This is a genomic window from Pseudomonas sp. 382 (genome assembly GCF_002759075.1).
Classification (GTDB): domain Bacteria; phylum Pseudomonadota; class Gammaproteobacteria; order Pseudomonadales; family Pseudomonadaceae; genus Aquipseudomonas; species Aquipseudomonas vlassakiae.
This window is the reverse complement of sequence record NZ_PEMX01000024.1, coordinates 1-21,357: the sequence shown is the minus strand read 5'-3', so window position 1 is coordinate 21,357 and position 21,357 is coordinate 1. Positions and strand designations below refer to the sequence as shown.

Sequence of the window (21,357 nt, the reverse complement as noted above, 5' to 3'; positions counted from 1 at the left end):
AGAGAATTTGCAATGACCGACGCCCTGCGCCTGATCCTCGAAGATGTAGACGGCACCCAGCTGGAAACCTCCTGCACCCGTTTTGCCATTGTCTGGCAAGGCAAGGAAGTGTGGGTCCAGCAGGACGGCCGTGGCCAGCTGCTGATCGGCGTGGATGTCGAGGAAGGCGATGTCGAATACGCCAACCTGCTGCTGCGTCCGATGGCCACCAACCTGGTCAGCCTGCAGCTGGAAATGGAGCCGGCGGAAGTCGGCGAAGAGGACGATCATGTCCATGGCCCTGACTGCGGCCACCACCACTAAGGAAGCGCCTATGCTCGCCCTTGGCAAATTGCTCGAGCTGACCCTGACCGATCACGAACCGGCCGAGAAGACCCAAGTGACAACCAAGGGCGTGCGCTTGCGCTGGTTGGGGGAGGGCGCACTGGAAGTGCGTCCGCCCGAAAACGAGGATTGTGGGCTCGATCTGCTGCTGTCGGCCGGTATTCACGGTAACGAAACAGCACCGATCGAACTGCTCGAAAGGCTCCTGCATGGCGTGGCCAATGGCAAGATCAAGCCGCGAGCACGGATTCTGTTCCTGTTCGGCAACCCGGTCGCCATCCGCAAGGGCGAGCGTTTTATCGAGCAGGATATCAACCGGCTGTTCAACGGTCGTCATGAGCTCTCCAGTGGGTTCGAGGCATTGCGTGCTGCCGAGCTGGAACAGTTCGCCCGGGTGTTCTTCAGCAAGCCTGGGCGTACCCGCCTGCATTACGACCTGCATACCGCCATCCGTGGTTCGAAGATCGAGCAGTTCGCCCTTTACCCTTACAAGGAGGGGCGCAAGCATTCCCGTCGCGAGCTGGCCCGCCTGGCTGCTGCCGGCATGGAGGCGGTGCTGTTGCAAAGCAAGTCATCCATCACCTTCAGTGCCTTCACCTACGAGCAACTGGATGCCGAGGCGTTCACCCTGGAGCTGGGCAAGGCGCGGCCGTTCGGGCAGAACGAGCTCGTCAACCTCGACAGGCTTGAAGAACGGTTGATTCATATCATCGAGGATACCGAGCCTGAAATCGACGGCTCGCTGGACGGCCTCAAGCTGTTCAGCGTCGCCCGCGAGATCATCAAGCACAGCGACAACTTCCACCTGCACCTGCCGGCGGACATCGAAAACTTCTCCGAGCTGAGCAAAGGGTACTTGTTGGCCGAGGACCTGGCGGAGATGCGCTGGGTGGTGGAGGAGGAGGGGGCGCGGATCATTTTTCCCAATCCCAGGGTCAAGAATGGCCTGCGCGCCGGCATCCTGATCGTGCCTGATTCGGGGCAGCGCCTGGGCTGAGGCCGTGGCCGCCGCTGAAAACGGCGGCAGGTTGTCGGATCCGATCGCTGATGAAAACCTTTTAATTCACCGCCTGTTCCATTTTCCCTTCCCTTGGGCGGTAATTGGCTTGCCAGTGGCGAAAGGCTGCATTTAGCATCCGGGCATGTCATTTTCGTTTGCAAGCGCCTTGAAAGCCGTCCAATCGACGCTTTCTATCGCATAAACACACTGCACCTTGCTTGCAGGACCGATATAATGCGGCCCTTTGCCGTCGTTTCGTCGACGTGTTTGCCCCCTAGGGCCGCCGTTTCCGTGGAAGAACCTATGAAAAGCGCAGAAATCCGTGAAGCCTTCCTCCGCTTCTTCGAAGAGCAGGGCCATACCCGAGTCGCCTCCAGTTCGCTGATCCCGAACAACGACCCGACCCTGCTGTTCACCAACGCTGGCATGAACCAGTTCAAGGACTGCTTCCTCGGTGCCGAGAAGCGTGCCTACACCCGCGCTGTCAGCAGCCAGAAGTGCGTGCGTGCCGGTGGCAAGCACAACGATCTGGAAAACGTCGGCTACACCGCGCGTCACCACACCTTCTTCGAAATGCTGGGCAACTTCAGCTTCGGCGACTATTTCAAGCGCGATGCGATCACCTTCGCCTGGACCTTCCTGACCTCCGACAAGTGGCTGAACCTGCCCAAGGAAAAGCTCTGGGTCACCGTCTACGCCTCCGATGACGAAGCCTACGACATCTGGACCAAGGAAGTCGGCGTGCCGGCCGAGCGCATGGTGCGCATCGGCGACAACAAAGGCGCCCCATACGCCTCCGACAACTTCTGGACCATGGGTGACACCGGCCCGTGCGGCCCTTGCACCGAGATCTTCTACGACCACGGCGCCGACATCTGGGGTGGCCCACCCGGCTCGCCGGAAGAAGACGGCGACCGCTACATCGAGATCTGGAACAACGTCTTCATGCAGTTCAACCGCACCGCCGACGGCGTGCTGCACCCGCTGCCAGCGCCGTCGGTGGATACCGGCATGGGCCTGGAGCGCATCAGTGCGGTCATGCAGCGCGTGCACTCGAACTACGAGATCGACCTGTTCCAGAACCTGCTGTCTGCCGCGGCCAAGGCCATCGGCTGCAGCAACGACGGCCAGGCTTCGCTGAAAGTGGTTGCCGACCACATCCGTTCCTGCGGCTTCCTGATTGCCGACGGCGTACTGCCGTCCAACGAAGGCCGTGGCTACGTGCTGCGCCGCATCATTCGCCGCGCTTGCCGTCACGGCAACAAGCTGGGCGCCAAGGGCAGCTTCTTCTACCAGATCGTCGCTGCGCTGGCCGCCGAGATGGGCGAGGCCTTCCCCGAGCTGAAGAGCCAGCAGGCGCACATCGAGCGCGTGCTCAAGGCCGAGGAAGAACAGTTCGCCAAGACCCTGGAGCAGGGCCTGCGCATCCTCGAGCAGGACCTGGCTCAGCTCAAGGGCGACGTGGTCCCGGGCGACGTGGTGTTCAAGCTGTACGACACCTACGGTTTCCCGATGGACCTGACCGCCGACATCGCTCGCGAGCGCGAGCTGACCATCGACGAAGCCGGCTTCGAGCGTGAAATGGAAGCCCAGCGCGAGCGTGCCCGCTCTGCCAGCAGCTTCGGCATGGACTACAACAGCCTGGTCAAGATCGACAGCGCCACCGAGTTCCTCGGCTATGACGCCACCGAAGGCCAGGGCAAGATCATCGCCCTGTACAAGGACGGCCAGTCTGTCGACCAGTTGGGTGAAGGCGAGCACGGCGTCGTGGTGCTCGACCGCACCCCGTTCTATGCCGAATCCGGTGGCCAGGTCGGCGACAGCGGCTTCCTGCAGGCCGGCGCCGCACGTTTCGACGTGCGCGACACCACCAAGACCGGCGGTGCTTTCCTGCACCACGGCGTGGTCGCCAGCGGTGCGCTGGTCATCGGCTCGCCTGTCGAGGCCAAGGTCGATGCCGACGTGCAGCACGCCACCTCGCTGAACCACTCGGCCACTCACCTGCTGCACGAAGCGCTGCGCCAGGTGCTGGGCGAGCACGTACAGCAGAAGGGCTCGCTGGTCGACAGCCAGCGCCTGCGTTTCGACTTCAGCCACTTCGAGGCGGTATCGCCTGCGCAGATCAAGGCCCTGGAAGACATCGTCAACCGTGAAGTGCGCAAGAACACCCCGGTTGAAACCGAGCTGACCGATATCGAAACCGCCAAGGCCAAGGGCGCCATGGCCCTGTTCGGCGAGAAGTACGGTGACACCGTGCGCGTGCTGAGCATGGGCGGCGATTTCTCCGTCGAGCTGTGCGGCGGTATCCACGCCAAGCGCACCGGCGATATCAGCCTGTTCAAGATCATCAGCGAAGGCGGCGTGGCCTCGGGTGTGCGCCGTATCGAAGCGGTTACCGGTGCCGCTGCACTGGCCTACCTGAACGCTGCCGAAGAGCAGGTCAAGGAAGCCGCGCAGCTGGTCAAGGGCAACCGTGACAACCTGATCGACAAGCTGTCGGCTGTGCTCGAGCGCAACCGCCAGCTGGAAAAGCAGCTCGAGCAGCTGCAGGCCAAGGCCGCCAGCGCCGCCGGGGACGATCTCTCCAATGCGGCCGTTGAGGTCAAAGGTGTCAAGGTGCTTGCCGCCCGCCTGGATGGGCAGGATGGCAAGGCACTCCTGGCGCTGGTCGATCAGCTGAAGAACAAGCTCGGCCACGCAGTGATCCTGCTGGGCAGCGAGCATGAGGGCAAGGTCGTGCTGGTGGCCGGCGTGACCAAGGACCTCTCCAGCCAACTCAAGGCTGGTGACCTGATGAAACAAGCCGCTGCGGCAGTGGGTGGCAAGGGCGGTGGCCGTCCGGATATGGCCCAGGGTGGTGGCGTCGACGTCGCTGCGCTGGACCAGGCGCTGGCGCTGGCCGTGCCGTTCGCAGAGCAGGGACTTTGAGATGAAGGGGCGGGTGGTCTAGTCATCTGCCCCTTCATGTTGGATGGTTTTTTTGAGGCCCGGTACGGGCTGAGGCACCATTGAAATGGCGTTGATCGTACAGAAATTTGGCGGCACCTCTGTCGGTTCCATCGAGCGGATCGAGCAGGTAGCCGAAAAGGTCAAGAAACACCGTGAAGCGGGCGACGACCTGGTGGTTGTGCTGTCGGCCATGAGCGGTGAAACCAATCGCCTGATCGATCTGGCCAAGCAGATCACCGATCAGCCGGTTCCGCGTGAGCTGGATGTGATCGTGTCGACCGGTGAGCAGGTCACCATTGCCCTGTTGACCATGGCCTTGATCAAGCGTGGTGTGCCAGCGGTGTCCTACACCGGCAACCAGGTGCGCATCCTCACCGACAGCGCGCACAACAAGGCGCGCATCCTGCAGATCGACGACCAGAAGATCCGTGCCGACCTCAAGGAAGGCCGCGTGGTCGTGGTGGCCGGTTTCCAGGGTGTCGACGAGCACGGCAGCATCACCACCCTCGGCCGTGGTGGCTCCGACACCACCGGCGTGGCCCTGGCGGCTGCGCTGAAGGCAGACGAGTGCCAGATCTACACCGACGTCGATGGCGTCTACACCACCGACCCGCGTGTTGTGCCGCAGGCGCAGCGCCTGGAGAAGATCACCTTCGAAGAGATGCTGGAAATGGCCAGCCTTGGTTCCAAGGTGTTGCAGATCCGCTCGGTGGAGTTCGCCGGCAAGTACAACGTTCCGCTGCGCGTGCTGCACAGCTTCAAGGAGGGTCCAGGTACCCTCATTACCATTGATGAAGAGGAATCCATGGAACAGCCGATCATTTCCGGTATCGCCTTCAACCGTGATGAGGCCAAGCTGACCATTCGTGGCGTACCGGACACCCCGGGCGTTGCCTTCAAGATCCTCGGCCCGATCAGCGCTTCGAACATCGAAGTGGACATGATCGTGCAGAACGTTTCCCACGATAACACCACCGACTTCACCTTCACCGTGCACCGCAACGAGTACGAGAAGGCCTACAGCGTGCTGGAAAACACCGCGCGTGAGATCGGTGCCCGTGAAGTGATCGGCGACACCAAGATCGCCAAGGTGTCGATCGTCGGCGTTGGCATGCGCTCCCACGCGGGCGTTGCCAGCCGCATGTTCGAAGCCCTGGCCAAGGAGAGCATCAACATCCAGATGATCTCCACCTCCGAAATCAAGGTCTCGGTGGTCATTGAAGAGAAGTACCTGGAGCTGGCCGTACGCGCGCTGCACACCGCGTTCGAACTTGACGCTCCGGCCCGACAGGGCGAGTAACGCCTTGCCTGGAGGGCGCGGCTTGGCCGCGCCCTTCGCGTTTCTGGTCGCCACGCAGGCGTTGGCCTGCCAGCGGGGCGATCATCCAGGCCATGTGCGTCGTCCGCGCTCAGGCCTGACATCCCAAGACTGTAATCCCTGAATGTTTTGCGTAAGGAGAAAGCTATGTTGATTCTGACTCGTCGGTGCGCCGAGAGCCTGATCATTGGAGACGGCGAGATCACCGTGACGGTGCTTGGCGTGAAAGGCAACCAGGTGCGTATTGGTGTCAGCGCCCCTAAAGAAGTGGCCGTTCACCGCGAAGAAATCTACCTGCGGATCAAGAAAGAGAAGGACGAGGAGCCAAGCCTTTAATTTTTTTGAAGTTTTTTTCAAAAAAAGGGTTGCAAACGAGGAAGAGCCTGTTTAATATTCGCCTCGTGTTGCGGTGAGGTGGCCGAGTGGCCGAAGGCGCTCCCCTGCTAAGGGAGTATACCTCATAAGGGTATCGGGGGTTCGAATCCCCCCTTCACCGCCATTATTTGCGTAGGGCGCTGTAAACGGTAAGAACGCTAAGTCGTTGAAGTTAAACGAAAAAGTTCTTGCAAAAATGTTTCAGCGAACTATCATGCGCGGCAAGACACGGACTCATAGCTCAGCTGGATAGAGTACTCGGCTACGAACCGAGCGGTCGCAGGTTCGAATCCTGCTGAGTCCGCCACTTTTGAAGTGGCTTTGCATGCAAGGCTGCTTCAAATCACCAGTGGTAACCTGGTCTAAAATTACCAAACGCGGACTCATAGCTCAGCTGGATAGAGTACTCGGCTACGAACCGAGCGGTCGCAGGTTCGAATCCTGCTGAGTCCGCCACTTTTTTGAAGTGGCTCTGCTTGCAAAGTCGCTTCATGCGCCAGCGGTATCTGGTTTGAAACTGCCAACCACGGACTCATAGCTCAGCTGGATAGAGTACTCGGCTACGAACCGAGCGGTCGCAGGTTCGAATCCTGCTGAGTCCGCCACTTTTGAAGTGGCTCTGCTTGCAAAGTCGCTTCATTCACCAGCGGTATCTGGTTTGAAACTGCCACCCACGGACTCATAGCTCAGCTGGATAGAGTACTCGGCTACGAACCGAGCGGTCGCAGGTTCGAATCCTGCTGAGTCCGCCATACACGATAAGAAGCCCGCTCACTTGAGCGGGCTTTTTGTTTTTCTCTTTCACTGTTTTGTCAGTGATGCCTGACTAGACTGCACAGTAACCAGCCCGACTGACTTTTGCGCGGTAAATGTGTTCTTTATCACGCGCATGCCGTCGCACAGGTGGCATCGAGCGTTGTCCCAGCTTTATCTCGCAAACGATTGTTCTGGCCGAAATTTTAAGCGATCTGACAGCTCAGGCAGTGTATGATTGCGCCCGTCAGCCCCGCCGGGGCTTGTGGAAAACCACCATGGACTTACCCAGTAGTTACTCCCTAACAAGTTTCTTACAGCTAGATCTGACTGATTGATTCTCCCGGCGTGCTCCGCTGCTGGGAGTGGAGTTCGCCTATGACTGAAGTAGAAGTAAAGAAAGCTCAAGAGAGCCTGCAGGATCGCCTGGCCCAGGTGGTCGAACTGCTGCAGCGCCAACGTGTGGTGGAAGACCTGACCCACCGTCAGGAAGGTCAGCACAACGACCTGGTGGAAAACCTCGTCCACCGTCAGAATCTGGTCGACCTGCAGCGCAAGCTGGACGACCTGCACCCTGCCGACATCGCCTACATCCTCGAAGCCTTGCCCTTGCAAGACCGTCTGACGGTCTGGCAGCTGGTGCGCTCGGACCGCGACGGCGACATCCTCCTCGAGGTTTCCGACTCTGTTCGTCAGTCGCTGATCGCCGACATGGACGACCACGAGATCCTGGCTGCCGCCAAGGAAATGGACGCCGACGAACTGGCCGACCTGGCGCCAGAGCTGCCGCGTGACGTGGTTCACGAGCTGATGGAAAGCCTCGATGCCCAGCAGCGCGAGCGGGTGCGCTCGGCACTGAGTTACGACGAGGAGCAGGTCGGTGCGCTGATGGACTTCGAGATGGTCACCATCCGCGAAGACGTCAGCCTGGAAGTGGTGCTGCGTTACCTGCGCCGCCTGAAAGAGCTGCCCAACCATACCGACAAGCTGTTCGTGGTCGATTATGAAGGCATTCTCAAGGGCGTATTGCCAATCAAGCGCCTGTTGGTCAACGACCCAGAGAAGAAAGTGGCGGAGGTCATGGCGACCGACCCCGTGTCTTTCCATCCTGAGGAAGATGCCTACGACGCGGCTCAGGCCTTCGAGCGTTATGACCTGGTTTCGGCGCCAGTGGTCGACAAGGGTGATCGTCTGATCGGCCGTCTGACGATTGACGAAATGGTTGACCTGATCCGTGAGGAGAGCGAAAGCGAAGTCCTCAACATGGCCGGTTTGCGTGAAGAGGAAGACATCTTCGCCTCGGTCTGGCGTTCGCTGCGCAACCGTTGGGCCTGGCTGGCGATCAACCTGATTACCGCCTTTGTCGCCTCACGGGTGATCGGTTTGTTCGAAGGATCGATCGAGAAGCTGGTGGCGCTGGCTGCGCTGATGCCAATCGTTGCCGGTATTGGTGGCAACTCGGGCAACCAGACCATCACCATGATCGTCCGTGCCATGGCGCTGGACCAGGTGTCGCCGGGCAATACCAGCCGGCTGATGCGCAAGGAGCTGGCGGTGGGGCTGCTCAATGGCCTGGTCTGGGGTGGGGTCATCGGCGCGGTGGCCTTCTGGCTCTATGGCAGCTGGTCTCTTGGCGTGGTGATGACCGCCGCCATGACGCTGAACCTGTTGCTGGCGGCCTTCATGGGCGTGCTGATTCCCATGACCCTGACGCGCCTGGGGCGCGATCCGGCCATGGGCTCGAGCGTGATGATCACCGCCGTGACCGACAGTGGCGGCTTCTTCATCTTCCTGGGCCTGGCGACACTGTTCCTGCTCTGAGACGGATCATGCAGGAGCGGCCGTGTCGCTTTTAAGACGCAACCAAAAAAGCCAGCATACGCTGGCTTTTTCGTGTCTGCTCGCTGCCGGCCTCAGGAGGCGTCGGCGGCCATTTCCACATCGTGAGCGATGAGGGCCACCAGCGCATTCTGCTGGCGGTGTGACAGCTGGCGGAAACGTTGCAGGAGCTCGCGCTCATGCAGCGACAGCTCCGGGCTGTCCAGGCGCATGCTCAGCTCGTCGCCCAGCGCACCTTCCTGGATAAGGCTCTGCTCCAGGCGCGCGATGATCTCGGAGTTCATGCTGCGGTGATGGTTGCGCGCTACCTCGGCAATGCGCTCACGCATCCCGTCTGGCAGGCGGACGACGAACTTGTCAGCGGTGCGGCTCGAATAAATAGCCTGTTTCATTGGGCGCATATAAATTGACCGGATTTACTGGTTCAGGGGAAGCGGTTCTCAAATTGGCCGCACGGGGTGGAAGTACGACCGTGGCGACGACAAAATGTTCAACCGTCATGAATATTTGGAAGGTCATCTTGCCTCATGGTCGCCGTTTCCTTGGCGTCAATTCTGTGACAAATAGTGAGCCGGATAAAGGCTTTTTGCCAGTACCAATTATCAGAAATGAGTACTGGTTTGAAAAGTTTTACATCATCCGGCCCGTCGCACCGTCAGCCTTTTGCCGCCAAAAACCTGTAAAACGCAGCAAAGGACACAGAAAACACCTAGAATGCGCGGGTTTCCTTCCATAGAGCATAGTGGCTATGCAACATGACGCAAGCGCCCGAGATGGAGCCTCAGGCCGCCTGATATTCCTGATAGGACCCTCGGGTTCGGGAAAAGATTCCCTGATCGATGCTTCTCGCGCGCAATTGTCCGCCGCAGGGGTGGAAATTGCCCGTCGCGTTATCACGCGTTCCGCCGAGGCCAAGGGTGAAGCAGCCCATGGCGTAAGCGCGGAGCGGTTCGCGCAGATGCGCGAGGAGGGCGCCTTCGCCATGCACTGGCGGGCCAATGGCCTGGAGTACGGGATCCCGGCCCAGGTGGATCAGTGGCTGGCGCAAGGGCACTCGGTGCTGGTCAATGGTTCGCGGGCTTATCTGCCTGAAGCGCAGGCGCGCTACCCTGATCTTTTGGCCGTGTGCCTGGAAGTGCAACCCGAGGTGCTGCGTGAACGCTTGCTCGCCCGTGGGCGGGAAACGCCGGGGCAGGTCGACCAGCGCCTGGCGCGCAATGCCCGGCTGAAATTGGAAGCTGCACCGTCGATCCACCACCTCGACAATTCAGGTGACCTGGCAACGGCAGTTGTGGCCCTGCTCGGTCTGCTGCGTCAGGAAAAATTGATTGCCTGAACGGCACTCAGAAAAAACCTGCGTGCAAAAAGCCCGATTCAGGCATGACAAACGGTGGCGCGCTGGTTAACATGCTCGCCGTCCCGCTGTTGCTGCATTCAGTCAGCACATGGCTGGCGGGTTTCAGTCCCTGTAGTTTAATGGATAGAACGGGGTCCTCCTAAGACTCTGGTGCAGGTTCGATTCCTGCCGGGGACGCCATCCACGCTAAATCCCTCCCTCTTCCCCTCGTTTCCTTTGCACAAGGCCGACGTGCGCTGCGCGCGCCCGAACCGGAGCTTGCTGTCATTTCATCGAGGGTCGAAGGATGCTTGCCGCCACCTGCTTCAAGGCCAGCCAGGCGCTGCCTGTTGCCTATCAATTGCTGCTCAGCCCGCTGCGGCCGGTTGCCGCAAGGGGGAGATCATGAGCGCCATACTGGAACTGCTGGCCCGGCCTCTGCTGCCTGGCCAGCGCAGCCTGCCCTTGCTGGTCGAGGCGCCCCACGCCGGCCTGGACCTCAACGAGGCGCTGGAGCCGATCCGCGAGCTGGTCGACCGCCACTTGCTCGACGCCGGCGGCATCCTCTTTCGCGGCTTCGATGTGGGCGGCGCCGAGGCTTTCCGTAGCTTCGCCGGCGGCTTCGGCCACCCGCTGCTCAATTACGAATTCGGCTCTACCCCGCGCAGCAACGTTACCCAAGGCGTGTACACCTCCACCGAGTACCCGCCGCACCAGAAGATCCCGCTGCACAACGAACAGGCCTACACCCGTGAATGGCCGATGAAGATCTGGTTCTACAGCATGATCGCCGCCGAGAGTGGAGGGGAAACACCCATCGCCGACAGCCGCGAAGTGTTCCGCCGGATCGACCCGCGCATCCACGAACGTTTCAACCGCCATGGGCTGATGTATGTGCGCAACTTCGGCAATGGCCTGGATGTGCCTTGGGAGCAGGTGTTCAACAGTGACGACCCGGCAGTGGTGGAAGCCTACTGTCAGCGCCAGGCGATCACCTGCGACTGGAAGGACGACGGCGAGTTGCGCACCCGCCAGATCTGTCAGGCCGTGGCCCGCCACCCGCGAACCGGCGAGGATGTGTGGTTCAACCAGGCGCACCTGTTCCATGTGTCCAACCTGCCGCCCGAGGTGCGCGAGAGCCTGCTGGAGGTCGTCGACGAGGAAGACCTGCCACGCAATGTCTACTACGGCGACGGTTCGCCCATCGAAGACTCGATCCTCGACGAGGTGCGCGGTGTGCTGGATGAGTGCACCATCGCTTTCCCGTGGCAGGAAGGCGATGTGCTGATGCTCGACAACATGCTCGCCGCCCACGCCCGCAGCACCTTCACCGGCAAGCGCAAGGTGATCGTGGCCATGGCTGAAGGCCACGCTGCGGGCTGAATCAGGCGGCAGGGCGGAGTCCGCCGGCACACCTTCGGGCGTACCGGCGGGTTTTACATATAGCACCTAAATGCGAGCCGTAATCATTCGTTCAACAGGTATCGCGGAGCCCAGGGCGGCTCCCATCACCGGTTCGGACGACCTATGAGCACCCTCGATCAATCCCTGAAGCTGGCGCGCCGCTTCATTGAACTGCCGCTGGAAAAACGCCGTGTCTTCTTCGCCGCCCTGCGCGACGAGCAGGTCGATTTCACCAGCTACCCCATCCCCGACTGCAGCGGCATCGCCGGCCGCGACCAGCTCTCCTATGCCCAGCAGCGCATGTGGTTCCTCTGGCAGCTGGAGCCGGGCAGCGCTGCCTACAACCTGCCAGGGGCCGTGCGCCTGCTCGGCAGGCTTGATCATCAGGCGCTTGACCTGGCCTTTGCCGACCTAGTGCAGCGCCACGAGTGCCTGCGTACCACCTTCGAGGAAGTTGACGGGCAGGTGTTGCAGCGTGTCGGTGACGGTGCGCAGGTGCAGGTCCGCCATGTCGACCTGTCCGCCCTTGATGCGGATCAGCGCCTGCAGCGAACCCGTGAAGAAGTCGCCCGCGAAGCCGGCCAGCCGTTCGACTTGCGACAAGGCCCGCTGCTGCGGGCCGCGCTGCTGCAACTGGCTGCGGATGAACATGTGCTGCTGCTGACCATGCACCACATCATTGCCGACGGCTGGTCGATGAACATCCTGATCGACGAGTTCATGCGCTGCCTGGACGCCCGCAGCGCCGGAAACCAGGCCCAATTACCAGCGCTGGCCGTGCATTACCGTGACTACGCCCTGTGGCAGCGCAGCTGGATGGAAGCCGGTGAGCAGGCCCGTCAGCTCGACTACTGGCGAGCTCAGCTGGGCGAGGAGCATGAACCCCTGGAATTGCCCACCGACCGGCCACGCCCGGCACAGCCGAGCCATGCCGGTGCGCGCCTTGAATTCGCCATCGACGCCGAGCTGCGCAGCGGCCTGAAGGCGCTGGCCCAACGTCAGGGTACGACCTTGTTCGTGGTGCTGCTGGCAGCCTTCAAAACCCTGTTGTACCGCTACAGCGGGCAGGGTGATATCCGCGTCGGAGGCCTGATCGCCAACCGCAACCGCGGTGAGGTCGAGGGACTGATCGGCTTCTTCGTCAATACCCAGGTGCTGCGCAGTCAGCTGGATGGGCAGCAGACGTTCGAGCAGCTACTGACAGCGCTGCGTCAGACTGCCCTCGGCGCCCAGGCCCACCAGGAGCTGCCATTCGATGCGCTACTGGAGGCGCTGCAGCCCAACCGCAGCCAGAGCCACAACGCGTTGTTCCAGGTAATGTACAACCATCAGCCGCTGGTCACCGACATCCAGGGCATGCGCCTGGGTTGCGGCTTGCAACTGGCGCATCTGGACGCCGAGCAGAGCGTGGCCGGCGCCCGCAGCCATGCCGCTGCCAGCGACCTGATGCTGGAAACCCGCGAGGAAGGCGAACGCCTGCTGGCGGCCTTCACCTACGCCACGGATCTGTTCGATGCCGCCACCGTCGAGCGCATGGCCGGCCACTGGCGCAACCTGCTGCGCAGCGTGCTGGCCAACCCGCAATGTCGAATCGGCGAGCTGGAATTGCTCGATGCGGCTGAATCCCGCCAACTGCAGGCTTGGGCACTGCGAGCACCTGCACCTCAGGCAGCGGCGTTGGCCCACCAGCGCTTTCAGGCCCAGGCAGCGCGTACGCCCGAGGCGGTCGCGCTGGTGCTGGCTGGCGAAGGGCAGGGCGCCAGCCTGAGCTATGCCGAGCTGGAGCGTCGCAGCAACCGCCTGGCCCAGTGCCTGGTGCGGGCGGGTGTCGGCCCCGAGGTACTGGTCGGTGTGGCGCTTGAGCGTTCGCTGGACATGGGGGTCGCCCTGCTCGCGGTGCTCAAGGCCGGCGGTGCTTATGTCCCGCTGGACCCGCAAGCGCCCGGCGAACGCATCGCCCAGGTGTTCGCCGACAGCGGCCTGCGTCTGCTGTTGACCCAATCGACCCTGCTGAGCCAACTGCCAGTGGCTGAGGGTATCGAGGTTCTGTGCCTGGACCAGGCACAGGGCGAGCAACCTGAGCATGCACCACAGGTATCACTGCAGCCGGGCAACCTGGCCTATGTGATCTACACCTCCGGCTCCACCGGCCGTCCCAAGGGCGTCGCCATCAGCCACGGCGCGCTGGCCGAGTTCTGCGAACTGGCCAGCGACTATTCGCGCCTGTCCGCCGATGATCGCGTGCTGCAGTTCGCCACCTGCAGCTTCGACGGTTTCGTCGAGCAGTTCTACCCACCGCTGTGCGTCGGTGCCGGTGTGGTGCTGCGCGACAACCACCTGTGGGACAGCACCCGCTTCCTGCACGCACTGCAACAGCACGGCATCACTGTCGCCGACCTGCCGGCTGCCTACTGGCACATGCTGGTGCAGGACTACGCGCGCGACACGCCACCGGCATTTGCCGCATTGCGCCAAGTGCATGTTGGCGGCGAAGCCATGGCGGTGGACGGGCTTGACCTGTGGCGCCGCGCCGGCCTGGCCGGTGTGCGCCTGCTCAATACCTATGGCCCGACCGAGGCCACGGTAGTGTCCAGCATCCACGACTGCACGGCGCTTGCCTCGCGGGATGTGTCCTGGCGCGGCATCCCCATCGGCCAGGGGCTGGCCGGCCGGCGCCTGTGCATCCTCGACGGCGAGATGCAGCCCGTACCGGTTGGCGCCATTGGCGAGCTGTATATCGGTGGCCCGGGCCTGGCGCGCGGTTACCACGGCCAGCCCGCACTCAGCGCCGAACGCTTCCTGCCCGACCCCGACGTGCCCGGCACACGCTTGTACCGCACGGGCGACCGTGCCCGTTTCGACGCCAATGGCGCCATCGAGTACATCGGCCGGGTCGATCATCAAGTGAAGGTGCGCGGCTTCCGTATCGAGCTTGGCGAGATCGAGATGCGCCTGCAGCAATGCCCCGGCGTTCGCGAAGCGGCGGTGCTGGCCCTGGACATGGCAGGTGGGCGGCAGCTGGTGGCCTATGCGGTCACCGACGCCGACGGCAGCGATGCCGAAGCACAGCGCCAGGCGATCCGCCAAGGCCTGCGTGCGACGCTGCCGGACTATATGGTGCCGTCGCATCTGGTGCTGCTGGACCGCCTGCCGCTGACCGCCAGCGGCAAACTCGACCGCAAGGCCCTGCCCGTGCCAGACCCGAGCCAGTTGCAGGCCGGCTTCCGTGCGCCAGTCAGCGAGCCGCAGCAACGCCTGGCGGCAATCTGGATGGAAGTCTTGCAGGTGCCCCGCGTCGGCCTCGACGACAGTTTCTTCGACCTGGGCGGGCATTCGCTGCTGGCAGCCCAGGTCATTGCCCGGATCAAGTCCGAACTGGGCGTCGCGCTGCCCATGCGCAGCCTGTTCGAACGCCCACACCTGGCTGCCCTGGCCGAAGAGCTGGAGACCCTGGGCGGTAGCGCCGACGAGGACTGGGCCGACATGGAAGCGTTCATGAATTCACTGGAGGAGGTTTGAGCATGACCCGCAACACGACGCTGCGTATCGCCGAGAAGTTCATCGGGTTGCCGCTCGAACAACGCCGTCAGTTCCTCGCCAGGCTGCGCCAGGATGGCAAGGACTTCGGCCTGCTGCCGATCCCGGTCAGCCGCCATGGCCTTGAGGCCATTCCACTGTCCTACGCCCAGCAGCGCCTGCTGTTCCTTTGGCAACTGGACCCGCAGAGCGCGGCCTATAACATGGCCGCCGGCCTGCGCCTGCGCGGTAAGTTGGACCATGACCGTCTGCAAGGCGCCTTCGACGCCCTGATCGAGCGCCACGAAGCGCTGCGTACTGTGTTCCAGGTCGACGGCGAGCAGCCGCTGCAACGGGTGCTGGCGGCCGAGCCCCTGGCCTTGCGGCATGTCGACCTTGGCACCGCCGGCGAGGCTGAGCTGGCCCGACAGGTAGAAGACGAAGTCAGTCGCCCGTTCGACCTGCTCAAGGGCCCACTGCTGCGCGCCAGCCTGTTCCGCCTGGGCCAGGACGAATACGTGCTGGTGGTGTGCATGCACCACATCGTCTGCGACGGTTGGTCGATGGACGTGATGGTCCGCGAGTTCGTCCAGTGCTACCAGGCCGGTCCTCAGAGCCTGCCAGCTTTGCCGTTGCAGTATGCCGACTATGCCGTGTGGCAGCGCCGCTGGCTGGAAGCCGGCGAGGGCGAGCGGCAGTTGCAGCACTGGCGCGAGCAGCTCGGCGATGACCACCCCTTGCTCGAGGTGGCGGCCGACTTCCCGCGCCCGCCAGTGCAGAGCCTGCAAGGCGAGACCCTCAAGTTCGATTTCGGCGGGCCGCTGTCACAGCGCCTGCGCGACGCAGCCCGGGCGCAGGGGGTGACGCTGTTCATGCTGATGCTGACCGGTTACGCCGTGTTCCTCTCGCGCCATTCCGGCCAGCGCGACATGCGCATCGGCGTGCCCAACGCCAACCGCGGGCGCGAGGAGGTGGAGGGGTTGATCGGCTTCTTCGTCAACACCCAAGTGTTGCGCTGCGTGGTCGACGAGCGCCTGTCGCTGAGTGAACTGCTGGTGCAGGTGCGCGAAGCGACCTTGGCCGCCCAGGCCAATCAGGAGCTGCCCTTCGAGCAGTTGGTGGAAGTGCTCGCGCCCGAGCGCAGCCTTGGCCACAACCCGTTGTTCCAGGCCAAGTTCAACCAGAACGTCGGCGTGCAGAAGCAGACCGCGCTGCAACTGCCAGGGCTGGCCGTCAGCGAGTATCCGCTGCGCAAGGAAGGCACCCACTTCGACCTTGCCCTGGACATCACCGACGACGGTAGCCTGGTGCACGGCGAGATGACCTATGCCAGCGATCTCTACCAGCGTTCCACCATCGAAGGGTTCATCGCTGCGTTGCGTGAGCTGTTCGACACGTTGCTGACTGCGCCAGACACGCCGCTGCATACCCTGGTCAAGGGGCCTGTCGCAGAGGTTGCCAGCCACCGTGAGCAGCCGGCCCTGGTTCTGCAGCGTTGGGACGAGCAGGTGCGCCGCCAGCCCGAAGGCATCGCGGCCGCGTGTGCGGGGCAGCAGCTCAGCCATGCCGAACTGGACAGCCAAGCCAATCGCCTGGCCCATCAGCTGCGCGACCTGGGTGTCGCCACGGGGGCACCGGTCGCGGTGCTGATGGAGCGCTCGCTGGACTGGCTGGTGTGCCTGTTGGGCGTTCTCAAGGCCGGTGGCGTGTACCTGCCGCTGGACAGCAAGGCGCCAGCCGAACGCCTGCAAGGCATGCTGCAGCGCAGCGGCGCGCAGGTACTGCTGTGTGAGGCTGCTGAACTGCGTCAGCAGGCGTTGGCAGCGTCTGGTTGCCAGGTACAGCCCTATGCGCCAGAGCGCTGGGCCTCGCTGCCGGGTGATGCGCCAGAAACCGGGACACTGGCAGGTGCGCCAGCCTACGTGATCCACACTTCCGGCTCCACCGGCCAACCGAAGGGGGTGGTGGTCAGCCATGGCGCGCTGGCCAGCTATGTCGACGGCCTGCTGCAACGCCTGGATCTGGCCACGGACGCGAGCATGGCGCTGGTCTCCACCGTCGCCGCCGACCTTGGTCACACGGTAGTGTTCGGCGCCCTGTGCTCCGGGCGCACGCTGCATGTGTTGCCAGAGACGCTGGGCTTCGACCCGGATGCCTTCGCCGCCTACATGGCCGAGCAGCGCATCGGCGTGCTGAAGATCGTCCCCAGCCACCTCAACGGCTTGCTGCAGGCGGCCAATGCTGGCGACGTGTTGCCCGATCATGCGCTGATCGTCGGTGGCGAGGCCTGCTCACCCGCGTTGTACCAGAAGGTGCGCGAGCTCAAGCCAGGCTGCCGCTTCATCAACCATTACGGCCCCAGCGAAACCACGGTCGGTGTACTGACCCATGAGCTGCAAGGTGCAGTGACCCAGGCGGTGCCGTTGGGCACTGTGCTGCCGGGGGCCAGCGTGCGGGTGCTGGACGATGTGCTCAACGGGGTGCCGGCGCGGGTCGCTGGCGAGCTGTACATTGGCGGCGACAGCCTGGCGCAAGGCTACCTGGGCCAGGCGGCTCTGACCGCCGAGCGTTTCGTGCCCGACCCGTTCGGCGCGCCGGGCACGCGCCTGTACCGCAGCGGTGACCGCGTGCAGCGCGACAACGCAGGCTTGCTGCACTTCCTCGGGCGTGCCGACGATCAGGTGAAGATCCGTGGCTATCGTGTCGAGCCGGGAGAGGTCGGCCGCGTGCTGCGTGGCCTGGCGGGCGTGCATGACGCCGTGGTGCTGGCCGTCCCGCAAGGGGATGACGCCGCGCAGCTGCAACTGGTCGGCTGGTGTGTGCCGGGCACACCTCAGCTGAGCGTCGAGGCCCTGCGCGAGCAGTTGCAGGCGCTGCTGCCGGACTACCTGGTACCGGCCCATCTGCTGTTGCTGGAGCGCCTGCCGCTGACCGCCAACGGCAAGCTGGACCGCCGCGCCCTGCCGCAGCCGCAGGTGCAGCTCAAGCGCCATGTCGCCGCCAGCACACCGCTGGAAGAGCAACTTCTGGCCATCTGGCAAGCGGTGCTCAAGCGTGACGACATCGGCGTCGAGGACAACTTCTTCGAGCTCGGGGGCGATTCCATCCTCAGCCTGCAGATCATCGCCCGGGCCAAGCGCCAGGGCATCAGGCTGAGCCCGCGCCAGCTGTTCGAGAAGCAGACCATCGCCCAGCTGGCCCAGGTCGCCAAGGTGATCACTGCAGCGGCCAAGCCTGCCGCTGTTGCGCAGGTCAGTGGTGGCATGCCGCTGCTGCCGGTGCAGGCGCGCTTCTTCGAGCTGGGCCTGGATCAGCCTGGGCATTACAACCAGGCGGTCATGCTGCAGCCACGCCAGGCGCTGACGGCGAGCATCGTCGAACAGGCCCTGGCGTTGCTGGTCAACCAGCACGACGCACTGCGCCTGGCCTTCAGCAAGGTGGACGGCAGCTGGCATGCCGAGCACCGCACCGGCGTGCCTGGTGGGCTGCTCTGGCACCGCCAGGCGGCCGATGCCGCGCAACTGCTGGCCATCGCCGAAGAAGCGCAGGGCAGTCTCGATCTCGCCCAGGGGCCGCTGCTGCGCGCCGTGCTTTGCGACCTCGCCGAAGGCGGGCAGCGCCTGCTGCTGGTGATTCATCACCTGGTGGTCGACGGTGTGTCCTGGCGGGTGCTGCTGGAAGACCTGGAGCAGGCCTGCGTCGCCCTGTTGGCCGGGCGCACACCCGCACTGGCGGAGAAGGGCACGGCATTCAAGGTCTGGGCCGAGGGCTTGGTGGGCTGGGCCCAGGCGCCTGCCCGTGATGCAGAGCTGGCCTACTGGCAAGCGACTCTCGCGGGGCAGACCGGCGACCTGCCTGCAGCACGCCGCGACGCCGGGCTGCAGGTGCGTCACGCACGCACCGTGCGCTGCCGGCTGGATGCCGACACCACGCAGAGCCTGCTGCAGCAGGCTCCAGCCGCCTATCGCACACAGGTCAACGACCTGCTGCTGACTGCCCTGGCGCGGGTGCTGTGCCGCTGGACCGGGCAGGGCAGTGCGCTGGTCCAGCTGGAAGGTCACGGCCGTGAGGACCTGTTCGACGGCGTGGACCTGAGCCGCACCGTGGGTTGGTTCACCAGCCTGTTCCCGGTGGCGCTGACCCCGACCGACGACCTGAGCGGTTCGCTCAAGGCCATCAAGGAACAATTGCGTGGCGTGCCCGGGCGCGGCATCGGCCATGGCGTGCTGCGTTACCTCGGCAGCCCGGCGCAGCAGGCGGCGTTGCAAGCGCTGCCGCAAGCGCGGGTGACCTTCAACTACCTCGGCCAGTTCGACCAGGGCTTCGGCGAAGACCGGCTGTTCGCGCCCGCCCTGGAAAGCGTTGGCGCTACCCAGGCGGCCGATGCGCCATTGGGCAACTGGCTGAGCGTCAACGGCCAGGTGCTGGGCGGCGAACTGGAGCTGGGCTTCACCTTCAGCCAGGCGATGTTCGACGAGCCGGTGATCGCCAGCCTGGCCGATGACTACGCCGGTGAGCTGGCCGCGCTGGTCGCCCACTGCCTCGACAGCCAGGCCGGCGGCGCCACCCCGGCTGACTTCCCGCTGGCTGGCCTGACCCAGGCGCAGCTTGATGCGTTGCCGGTCGACCTGCGCCAGGTCGAGAACATCTACCCGCTGGCACCGATGCAGGAAGGCATGCTGTTCCACAGCCTGTACGACGGCCAAGCCAGCAGCTACGTCAACCGCCTGCGCCTGGACCTCGACGAGCTCGACCCCGAGCGCTTCATCCAGGCCTGGCAGCAGGCGCTGGACCAGCACGAATCGCTGCGTGCCGGGTTTGCCTGGGAGCAGGGCCTGGAAGCGCCACGCCAAGTGGTTCTGCGCCACGTCCAGCTGCCGGTCGAACGCTTCGACTGGGCTGGCGAGGCCGATATCGGCGCCCGCCTGGAAGCGCTGGCGCAGGCCGAGCAGGCTCGTGCCTTCGACCTTGGCCAGGCGCCGCTGCTGCGCCTGGTACTGGTGCGCACCGGGCCGCAGCGCCATCACCTGATCTACACCAGCCACCACATCCTGATGGACGGCTGGAGCAATTCGTTGCTCTTTGCCGCCGTGATGCAGGCTTATTCGGGGCAGCCTGCCGCGCTGGCGCAGGCCACCCGCAGCAACTACCTCGGCTGGTTGCAGCAGCAGGATCGCGCCGCTGCCGATGCGTTCTGGAAAGCCCAACTGCTCGACCTGGACGGCCCGACACTGCTCGGCGGCACACGCGATGCCAGTGAAGCCGGGCAGGGCGCCGTAGTGCTGGAGCTGGGCGAGGCCTTGAGCCAGGCCCTGAAGCACTTTGCGCAGGCTCAGCAAGTCACCCTCAACAGCGTGCTGCAGGCTGCCTGGGCACTGCTGTTGCAGCGCCGCACCGGCCAGCGGCGGCCGTGCTTCGGCGCCACCGTGTCCGGGCGCCCGGCGGAGTTGCCGGGGATCGAGCAGCAACTGGGCCTGTTCATCAACACCCTGCCGGTGGCCGCCGAGCCGCAAGGGCAGATGCCGGTCGCCGACTGGGTGCGTGAAGTGCAGGCGCTCAACCTGCGCCTGCGCGAGTACGAGTACCTGCCGCTTTACGCCATCCAGGCAGCGGCCGGGCGCCATGGCGAGGCGTTGTTCGACAGCCTGCTGGTGTTCGAGAACTACCCGCTGGCCCAGAGCCTGTCCGACAACAGTGCCGGGTTGCGTCTGTCTGGCCTGGACTATCAGGAATACAGCGGCTACCCGCTGACCCTGATTGCCGAAGCGCGGGATCAGATGCAGCTGACCTTCGCCTACCAGCGCCAGGTCTTAGGCGATGCGCAGGTGCAGCAAATAGCGGCCGAGCTGCGCCACTTGCTGCAAGGCTTCGCCAATGCGCCGCACGCCTTGCTGGGCAGCTTCGGGCTGGTCGACGCAGAGGCTCATTCGCGAATCGTGAAGGGTTGGAATGACACGGCACGGGACTACCCGGGCACGCCTTATGTACACCAGCTGTTCGAACAGCAAGCCGCCCGCCAACCGCAAGCGCCGGCACTGACCTTCGCCGACCGCACCTTGAGCTATGCCGAACTCAATGCCGAGGCCAACCGCCTGGCTCTGTATCTGCGCGGTCAGGGTGTCGGCCCGGACGTGCTGGTCGGCATCACCGCCGAGCGCTCGGTGGAAATGGTCGTCGGCCTGCTGGCAATCCTCAAGGCCGGTGGCGCCTATGTGCCGCTGGACCCGGAATATCCGCAGGACCGCCTGGCCTACATGTTCGAGGACAGCGGCATTACCTTGCTGCTGACCCAGTCGCACCTGCGCGACGGCCTGCCGATCCCGGCCGGGCTGACGGTGCTCGATCTGGATCGAACCGAAGCCTGGGGTGCGCTGGGTGCGCACAACCCGGAGGTGGCACTGCACCCGGAAAACCTGGCCTACGTCATCTACACCTCCGGCTCCACCGGCAAGCCGAAGGGCGCCGGCAACCGCCATGTCGCCTTGCACAACCGCCTGGCCTGGATGCAGGAGGCGTATCAGCTCACGGCCACTGACAGCGTGC

11 protein-coding genes and 6 tRNA genes are annotated in these 21,357 nt (G+C 63.9%); 16 read left to right on the top strand and 1 reads right to left on the bottom strand.

The window, feature by feature from the left end; genetic code table 11:
* Window positions 1-12: 12 nt before the first annotated feature.
* The 11 genes from CQW31_RS22110 to mgtE all read left to right on the top strand — a co-directional run bounded on the left by CQW31_RS22110 (window position 13) and on the right by mgtE (window position 8,540).
* A complete protein-coding gene (locus tag CQW31_RS22110) occupies window positions 13-303 on the top strand; it encodes a hypothetical protein (protein WP_054886207.1) in 291 nt (96 codons plus the stop codon).
* A 10-nt stretch (window positions 304-313) separates the two neighbouring features.
* A complete protein-coding gene (gene astE / locus CQW31_RS22105) occupies window positions 314-1,321 on the top strand; it encodes a succinylglutamate desuccinylase (RefSeq protein ID WP_054886206.1) in 1,008 nt (335 codons plus the stop codon).
* Window positions 1,322-1,627: 306 nt separating this feature from the next.
* The gene (alaS, locus tag CQW31_RS22100) at window positions 1,628-4,252 is read left to right on the top strand and encodes an alanine--tRNA ligase (protein WP_158238183.1); all 2,625 of its coding nucleotides are present in this window, start codon (window positions 1,628-1,630) and stop codon (window positions 4,250-4,252) included.
* A gap of 85 nt (window positions 4,253-4,337) precedes the next feature.
* Window positions 4,338-5,573, top strand: a complete 1,236-nt coding sequence (locus CQW31_RS22095) for an aspartate kinase (protein ID WP_099815407.1) — start codon at window positions 4,338-4,340, stop codon at window positions 5,571-5,573.
* Window positions 5,574-5,738: 165 nt separating this feature from the next.
* Window positions 5,739-5,927, top strand: a complete 189-nt coding sequence (gene csrA / locus CQW31_RS22090) for a carbon storage regulator CsrA (RefSeq protein WP_003254503.1) — start codon at window positions 5,739-5,741, stop codon at window positions 5,925-5,927.
* 72 nt (window positions 5,928-5,999) lie between these two features.
* A tRNA-Ser gene (locus CQW31_RS22085) sits at window positions 6,000-6,090 on the top strand.
* 106 nt (window positions 6,091-6,196) lie between these two features.
* A tRNA-Arg gene (locus CQW31_RS22080) sits at window positions 6,197-6,273 on the top strand.
* Between the two features lie 72 nt (window positions 6,274-6,345).
* Window positions 6,346-6,422, top strand: a tRNA-Arg gene (locus tag CQW31_RS22075).
* Between the two features lie 72 nt (window positions 6,423-6,494).
* Window positions 6,495-6,571: transfer RNA gene (locus CQW31_RS22070), tRNA-Arg, on the top strand.
* A 70-nt stretch (window positions 6,572-6,641) separates the two neighbouring features.
* Window positions 6,642-6,718 (top strand) — tRNA-Arg (locus CQW31_RS22065).
* A gap of 379 nt (window positions 6,719-7,097) precedes the next feature.
* Window positions 7,098-8,540 carry a magnesium transporter gene (mgtE, locus tag CQW31_RS22060; RefSeq protein ID WP_054886203.1) on the top strand — a complete coding sequence of 481 codons (1,443 nt, stop codon included), beginning with the start codon at window positions 7,098-7,100 and terminating at the stop codon, window positions 8,538-8,540.
* A 92-nt stretch (window positions 8,541-8,632) separates the two neighbouring features.
* Here the strand turns inward: mgtE and CQW31_RS22055 are convergent, their stop codons facing one another.
* A complete protein-coding gene (locus tag CQW31_RS22055) occupies window positions 8,633-8,959 on the bottom strand; it encodes an Arc family DNA-binding protein (RefSeq protein WP_003254499.1) in 327 nt (108 codons plus the stop codon).
* 347 nt (window positions 8,960-9,306) lie between these two features.
* Between CQW31_RS22055 and phnN the strand changes: the two genes are divergently transcribed.
* The 5 genes from phnN to CQW31_RS22025 all read left to right on the top strand — a co-directional run.
* Complete coding sequence (gene phnN, locus CQW31_RS22045) at window positions 9,307-9,894, top strand: phosphonate metabolism protein/1,5-bisphosphokinase (PRPP-forming) PhnN (protein WP_099815406.1); 588 nt, start codon at window positions 9,307-9,309, stop codon at window positions 9,892-9,894.
* Window positions 9,895-10,020: 126 nt separating this feature from the next.
* Window positions 10,021-10,095, top strand: a tRNA-Arg gene (locus tag CQW31_RS22040).
* Window positions 10,096-10,299: 204 nt separating this feature from the next.
* On the top strand, window positions 10,300-11,277 hold the full coding sequence (locus CQW31_RS22035; protein WP_099815405.1) for a TauD/TfdA family dioxygenase: 978 nt from the start codon (window positions 10,300-10,302) through the stop codon (window positions 11,275-11,277).
* Between the two features lie 144 nt (window positions 11,278-11,421).
* A complete protein-coding gene (locus CQW31_RS22030) occupies window positions 11,422-14,817 on the top strand; it encodes a non-ribosomal peptide synthetase (RefSeq protein WP_099815404.1) in 3,396 nt (1,131 codons plus the stop codon).
* 2 nt (window positions 14,818-14,819) lie between these two features.
* A partial coding sequence (locus CQW31_RS22025; RefSeq protein WP_099815403.1) for a non-ribosomal peptide synthetase occupies window positions 14,820-21,357 on the top strand: 6,538 nt, incomplete at its 3' end.